Origin of the sequence: Bradyrhizobium valentinum, from assembly GCF_001440405.1 — a bacterium.
Classification (GTDB): Bacteria; Pseudomonadota; Alphaproteobacteria; order Rhizobiales; family Xanthobacteraceae; genus Bradyrhizobium; species Bradyrhizobium valentinum.
In genome coordinates this window covers 6,635-8,939 of the sequence record NZ_LLXX01000073.1, presented here as the reverse complement: position 1 = coordinate 8,939, position 2,305 = coordinate 6,635, and the positions used below count along the sequence as shown (strand labels likewise).

Here is a 2,305-nt window from a genome sequence, read left to right as displayed (position 1 = left end):
GGGGGGGGGGGGGGGGGCCTGCCTCCGCGTGATCAGTATCAGTTGAGTTCGCGGAGAGAGGCCCCTCACCCCAGCCCTCTCCCCGTGAAGAACGGGGAGAGGGAGCGTAGCTCGCTCGCCGCAAACTCCCCCGCTGGCATTGCCCTGCGCCCGGCGCTACAAGGGCGGCAATCGGATGGAGATTTGCATGCAAGATCTATGGCGCCTGTCGGCTGCGGAAATGGCCTCGCTGATCAGGTCGAAAAAAGTCTCGGCCAAGGAGGCGGCGACCGCGGCGCTGGCGCGGCTGGATGCGGTCAATCCCAAGATCAATGCCGTGGTCGACCACAAGCCGGCCGAGGTGCTGGCGCAGGCCGCAGCCATCGATGCCGCGATCGGGCGCGGCGAAGACGCGGGCCCCCTTGGCGGTGTGCCCGTGACAGTGAAGGTCAATATCGACCAGCAAGGCTATGCCACCACCAACGGCTTGAAGCTGCAGCGCGACGCCATCGCCAAGAGCAACAGCCCGGTGATCGACAATCTGCGAAAATCGGGCGCCGTCATTCTGGGGCGGACCAATTGCCCGGCATTTTCCTATCGCTGGTTCACCACCAACCTCATCCATGGCGACACCAAGAATCCCCGTGACCCCGGCATCACGCCGGGCGGCTCGTCCGGCGGCGCGGGGGCGGCGGTTGCGGCCGGTATCGGGCATATCGCGCACGGCACCGACATTGCGGGATCGATCCGCTATCCGGCTTATGCCTGCGGCGTGCACGGTCTGCGGCCGACCATGGGCCGCATCGCGGCGTTCAACGCAGCGCTCCCGGAACGGCCGATCGGGCCGCAGATCAGCGCCGTCTCGGGCCCGCTCGCGCGCACCATCGGCGATATCAGGATCGCGCTGGCCGCGATGTCGGCCAGGGATTATCGCGATCCCTGGTGGGTGCCGGCGCCGCTCGAAGGGCCTGCGATGCCCAAGCGCGTCGCGATGTGTCTCAACCCGGACGGACTCGATCCCGTACCCGAAGTGAAGGCCGCGGTTGCCGATGCCGGCAAGCGGCTCGAGCGCGCGGGCTGGATCGTCGAGGAAATCGCCGATACGCCGCCGCTGCGCGAGGCCGCCGATTTGCAAACAAAACTCTGGCTCGGCGACGGCTATGAGGCGCAACTGGAAGCCGCCGAGCGCGAAGGCGATCCCGGCGCGCTGGCCTGCCTGCGCGGCAACCGCGCCAAGGTGCATCCGTTCGACCTATCCAAGGCGTTGACGCGGCGCGCGACGCTGACGCGCGAATGGCTGGCGTTCTTCGAAAATTATGCCGTGCTGCTGATGCCGGTATCAGGCGAACTGCCGTTTCCCGATCAGCTCGACCGCAAGGACGAGGCGTCGTTTGCGCGTGTCTGGCATGCGCAATTGCCGCAGATCGCCATTCCCTTCATGGGGCTGCCCGGGCTAACGGTTTCGACCGGACTGGTGGGGCGCGTTCCCGTTGGCGTGCAATTGGTTTCCGGGCGTTACCGCGAAGACCTATGCCTTGCCGCGGGCGAGGCGATTGAAGCCGGCGGAACGCCGTCCGCGGCGATCGATCCGGCCGGGTGACTTGAACGAGACCACGATGCCAGGCGTTTATGATTTTACGGCGAATTCGCTCGCCGGCGAACAGGTTTCGCTGAAGCGGTTTGAAGGTCAGGTGCTCCTGATCGTCAACACTGCGAGCGCCTGCGGGTTCACGCCGCAGTACAAGGGCCTGGAGCAATTGCAACGCGAACTTTCGCCGCGCGGCTTCTCGGTGCTCGGCTTTCCCTGCAACCAGTTCGGCGGGCAGGAGCCGGGCGACGCCAGGCAGATCGAGGAATTCTGCGAAAGCAAGTATGACGTGACGTTTCCGATGTTCGCCAAGATTGACGTCAACGGCAGCCATGCGCATCCGTTGTTCAACCATTTGAAGAACGCGAAATCGGGACTATTGGGTTCGTCGATCAAATGGAATTTCACCAAATTCCTGGTCGACCGGTCGGGCAAGGTGGTCGGGCGTTACGCGCCGACCGCTACGCCCGAAGGAATGCGAAGAGAAATCGAGGCACTGCTGTGAGCGAGAGCAACAAAGCGATGAACGACGAATTTCCCGACCGTCTCTCGGTCGATCCGAACAGCCCGTACTACAATGCCGAGATCCTCGCGCGCGATGTCGGCATTCGCTTCAAGGGCGTCGAAAAGACCAATGTCGAGGAGTATTGCATCAGCGAGGGCTGGGTGCGCGTCACCGCCGGCAATGCCAAGGACCGCTACGGCAACCCGCTGACCATCAAGGTGCACGGCCCGGTC

General features: G+C 64.5%; 3 protein-coding genes. All 3 read left to right on the top strand.

Features of this window, described 5'->3' with window-relative positions; translation table 11 throughout:
• The first annotated feature begins 187 nt into the window (after positions 1-187).
• A complete protein-coding gene (locus tag CP49_RS11880; protein ID WP_057850448.1) occupies positions 188-1,579 on the top strand; it encodes an amidase family protein in 1,392 nt (463 codons plus the stop codon).
• A gap of 16 nt (positions 1,580-1,595) precedes the next feature.
• The gene (locus tag CP49_RS11875; protein ID WP_057850447.1) at positions 1,596-2,072 is read left to right on the top strand and encodes a glutathione peroxidase; all 477 of its coding nucleotides are present in this window, start codon (positions 1,596-1,598) and stop codon (positions 2,070-2,072) included.
• Between the two features lie 17 nt (positions 2,073-2,089).
• The coding region (locus CP49_RS11870) for a DUF3297 family protein (RefSeq protein ID WP_057850446.1) at positions 2,090-2,305 on the top strand (216 nt) is incomplete at its 3' end.

Bases quoted from the DNA above. Each gene is read 5' to 3' on its own strand.
- CP49_RS11880 (WP_057850448.1), top strand. From the start codon at position 188: ATGCAAGATCTATGGCGCCTGTCGGCTGCGGAAATGGCCTCGCTGATC.
- CP49_RS11875 (WP_057850447.1), top strand. From the start codon at position 1,596: ATGCCAGGCGTTTATGATTTTACGGCGAATTCGCTCGCCGGCGAACAG.